Below are 3922 nucleotides of genomic sequence, written 5' to 3'. Positions count from 1 at the left end.
ATAGATGTATTTTATTACAATCAAAAGAATGTTGGAAGTGTGCTTTTCAGCACACCCCAACATTCAGTATAGAACCAGTTTTTCAGCACTTCGGGGTAAAGGATGCAGGCGGCCCCATTAATTCCGGATGTGTTGCTCAGGACATAGAAAGGAGCGGATGCGTCGGGGTCAGGAAGCCCATAATCCACTGGGTTCCCGTCAGAAGGCTGGGAAGCGGATTCCTGTTCCATGGCCAGGGAAAGGTCTTCGATGATCCGTGCCATGCTGGATATGACGGGAGGAAACAGCTTCGGCGTGTTGGCAAGGGCTGTTTCCTTCAGCTCTGCCAGGGAAATGTTCCAGATGTCCAGGTGTATATTGTGGATGGTGGCGGTCATGAGTCCGCTGTCATCCTCATGGAGGCACAGATAAAAGACCAGGGCCAGGTCCATCCAGGGAATATGGGGAATGTCCGTTAAAAGCGCCTGGTTAGAATCTGCATGAATCAGCCTGCAGGCAATATGGGGCCTGATTTCCTCGAAGCATGCAAGCCTGTCATAGTCCACATCAGGCGGCGTCTGGTTGGCCTGGTACAGGGCTATGAGTTCCGACACGATATCCGCCATGGGACGTCCGGCCTGATGCTGGAGATAGCAGGGATTCAGGTAAATGGCGGGTGCCACGTGGCCGCCGTCCTTGGCGATACACAGGCCATCCAGCATCAGGCCGTTGTTCTTGGGAACCCTGCGCAGCGTAAGGTCATATCCCTTTCCTAAAGCATGTTCCATGTGTTCTTTTACTTCATTGAGAAATGTTTCGTATTCCACGAAAATACCCCCTTGGTTTTTTATTTATGATAACTGTTATACAGTTCCATATCATCTGTAACGGGATTGTAAGGGGAGGTCCGGAAAAAAATAGACATGCCGCCTTAGAATACACAAGATAAAAATGAATATGAGAATGGAAAGATAGTATTCAAAAGAATTGCATTCAGCTTAATCCATACAGGGGATTTTGTCAAGAGCGGGGAGGGGGATTTTATGAATTATTTACATTTACCTTCCATAAATGAAATTGACGAAATGACGGGCGGCTGTTATACTCAAACCTGGAGCGGGATGTGGCGGTTCAGATATGTCCCGGAGTCAGATACTTTTTGGGATTGCGGGTAAAATCATGGGAAATGAAGAACATCTGCTGGCCAGGACCGCGTTGCTGGCCGGGGAAATCATGCTTGTAAGCGGTGCTGAGATAGCCAGGATTGAGGATACAATCCATCATATATTGGGCTGCTGTCCTGACAGGAAGGCGCAGACCATGGTGTTCAGCACGGGGATATTTGTGAGTCTGGAGGACAGCGGCGGTGAGGCCATCACCTTAGTGCGCCGGGTGAATGAGCGTTCCACTAACCTGGGAAGGATATATCTTGTCAATGAGGTATCCAGGAAACTCTGCAGTCAGGCCATGACCCCTTTGGCAGCATATGAGGAGCTGGAGGAAATCAGGGCAAGAAGCCAGTATAAAAAATGGCTCAAGGCGCTGAGCTATATGTTCATTGCATTTTTCTTCGGAATGGTGTTAAAGGGCAGCATGGTGGACTGTGTTGCGGCTGCGGTGACAGGCGGCGTGCTGGGATTTGTCGTATACATGGCTTCCAGAATCCGTCTGAATGACTTCTGCACCAATGTGCTGGGAGCCTTCTCACTGGGCACGGCGGCGCTGGCGCTGAACCGGTGGCTGTTCACTGGAAGCAGTACGGATATAGTCATCATCAGCGCGGTCATGCCCCTGGTGCCCGGCGTGATATTCACCACGGCGGTAAGGGATACGCTGAATGGGGATTACTCTTCCGGCGCCGCAAGGATGCTGGAAGCCATTGTGACGGCGCTGGCGGTGGCGGCAGGAGTGGGGGCCAGTATGGCGCTGTTCCATCAGCTGACAGGAGGCGGGACCGTATGGTAGGGGAAATGATGATGTGTGCACAGATGGGAATACAGAACATGGGAGTTCAGGCCGTGGAGGGACAGGCCTTGGGTGTACAGGCCCTGTGTGTACAGGTCATGGGAATACAGGGAGCTGGGATACCGGGAACAGCCATACAGGTGGCCGGAGCATTCATGGCAGTACTCAGTTTTGGTCTGGTACTGGACCTGCCGCAAAAGTATCTGGGGTGGTCCGGGATTACAGGAGGCGTCTGCTGGCTGGTGTACATTCTTGTGAAGGCAGGCAGCGGGTCCCTGGTATTCGGGGCATTCATGTCCGGCCTGGCAGTGGCGCTGATGTCCCATGTCCTGGCCAGGATACTGAGGGCGCCGGTAACCGTAATCCTGATACCCGGCATATTGCCCCTGGTTCCGGGGACGTCCATTTATAACTGGGTATATCATATTATACGCAGCAGCCGGGAGCAGTCCATGTACTATCTTATTGAGACGATACAGATTGCCGGAGCCATTGCCATGGCTGTGTTTCTGATGGATTCCATGTTCAAGATGGTGGGGAACAGGAAGAAAGTGTAAAAAGGACTTGAAGTTTTTGGAGAAATATAGTATCATAATGGAGATGCGTCTGTAGCTCAGTGGATAGAGCAGTGGCCTCCGGAGCCGCGTGCGGAGGTTCGATTCCTCTCAGACGCATTTTTGATTGCGCAGATTATGGGTGTATGGGATTTTCATATCGGATATCATTTCATAAGATTATATAAAATGCCGCAGTGTGCCGGGATTCATTCCTGCATACTGCGGCATTTGGCATATAATGGCTGTCCGTTGTCATGGGCCGGTCCGGTGGGAAGCGGGTACATGCCGTGCCGTTCACCTGTAATGATTCACAGCTGTGCCAGCTGGTTTTTATAGGTCAGGGACGGGGAATCCATGTAGGTCTGGATGCTGCAGAAATAATCCAGGGCCGCCTTGCGGCAGTTCTCAACATGGCTGCGCATCAGGCCGATTGCACGTTCCGTGTCCTTGTCCAGCAGGCAGTTGAGGATATCCAGGTGTTCCAGACGGGCGTCATGAATCTGTACCTGGTTCTGCTTACTGGAAATGATGACACGGGTGTTCTCATCAAATATACGGTGCATCATATCGATGATATAGCGGTTGCCGCAGTGTTCGATGATGAACAGATGCATGGCAGTGTCCAGGCGGAAACCGTTCTGGATATCAGGGGCATCCCCTTCGAATTTGCCGCAGAAGGCCAGCAGCTCCTGGCGGGGAAGATGGGGCGCTGCCAGGCGCACGGCAATCGGCTCAATCTCAATTCTTGTCTGAAAAATCTGAAGCACATCGTTTAAAGATATATCTGTGACGTAAATCCCCTTTTTAGGCATGATCTTCACAAATCCTTCCATCTCCAGACGGCTGATGGCCTCACGCACAGGCGTACGGCTGGCACCCAGGTCAGCTGCCAGCTGTGCTTCGTTCAACAGGGTCCCGGGAGGATAGATACAGTTGACCAGACGCTCCTTTAATATACAATATGTGTGATTTTTTAAGTCCTTATTGGCGGTTTTTGACATAATAAAATCTCCTTGTAGTATACAACTGATTATAATTATAGGCTATTCAGATAAAAAAATCAATAAATAAGTTTAAAAACATACTATAAAATCAATGCTTTTATAAAGTATACAAAATATCTTCAAAAAAGTAATTGGATATATTGCATAAAAATAAAAGTCAAATTGTGTAGAAAGTGTATATTGAAAATGAAAAACGCATGTTGTATACTACAGACATGACTAATAAATGCAACGAGGTGGGAACGGAAAGAAAAACAACACCGCGTGGCAGGGCAACATTGCAAGGCAGGGCAACACCGCTGGACAAAGCAACATCATTAAGGCAAAGCAACATCATTAAGACAAAGCAACATCATTAAGGCAAAGCAACATCATTAAGACAAAGCAACATCATTAAGGCAAAGCAACATCATTAAG

Annotated in this window: 4 protein-coding genes and 1 tRNA gene; 3 read left to right on the top strand and 2 right to left on the bottom strand. The window is 49.3% G+C overall.

The features are described from left to right. Window positions 1–20: 20 nt before the first annotated feature. Complete coding sequence (locus LK536_RS58275; RefSeq protein WP_227795169.1) at window positions 21–806, bottom strand: DUF5688 family protein; 786 nt, start codon at window positions 804–806, stop codon at window positions 21–23. A 310-nt stretch (window positions 807–1116) separates the two neighbouring features. On the opposite strand from LK536_RS58275, the gene LK536_RS58270 reads away from it, so the two are divergent. The 3 genes from LK536_RS58270 (at window position 1117) to LK536_RS58260 (ending at window position 2618) form a co-directional block, all read left to right on the top strand. Further along, on the top strand, window positions 1117–1944 hold the full coding sequence (locus LK536_RS58270) for a threonine/serine exporter family protein (protein WP_008726065.1): 828 nt from the start codon (window positions 1117–1119) through the stop codon (window positions 1942–1944). Further along, window positions 1938–2501 carry a threonine/serine exporter family protein gene (locus LK536_RS58265; protein WP_227795168.1) on the top strand — a complete coding sequence of 188 codons (564 nt, stop codon included), beginning with the start codon at window positions 1938–1940 and terminating at the stop codon, window positions 2499–2501. Before LK536_RS58270 ends, LK536_RS58265 begins: the two co-directional genes overlap by 7 nt. A 45-nt stretch (window positions 2502–2546) precedes the next feature. Next, window positions 2547–2618 (top strand) — tRNA-Arg (locus tag LK536_RS58260). A 191-nt stretch (window positions 2619–2809) separates the two neighbouring features. On the opposite strand, the gene LK536_RS58255 is transcribed toward LK536_RS58260, so the two are convergent. Then, a complete protein-coding gene (locus LK536_RS58255; RefSeq protein WP_008726061.1) occupies window positions 2810–3502 on the bottom strand; it encodes a GntR family transcriptional regulator in 693 nt (230 codons plus the stop codon). Window positions 3503–3922 lie beyond the last annotated feature (420 nt).

Source organism: Clostridium pacaense (assembly GCF_020709765.2).
In the GTDB taxonomy this organism is placed as follows: Bacteria; Bacillota; Clostridia; order Lachnospirales; family Lachnospiraceae; genus Enterocloster; species Enterocloster hominis.
Note: the sequence above shows the minus strand (reverse complement) of the source record. Positions and strands in the feature narration are given on the sequence as shown.

Excerpts from the sequence above, each read along its gene's own strand:
- LK536_RS58270 (WP_008726065.1), top strand. The coding sequence starts at position 1,117 with ATGTCCCGGAGTCAGATACTTTTTGGGATTGCGGGTAAAATCATGGGA.
- LK536_RS58265 (WP_227795168.1), top strand. The coding sequence starts at position 1,938 with ATGGTAGGGGAAATGATGATGTGTGCACAGATGGGAATACAGAACATG.
- LK536_RS58255 (WP_008726061.1), bottom strand. The coding sequence starts at position 3,502 with ATGTCAAAAACCGCCAATAAGGACTTAAAAAATCACACATATTGTATA.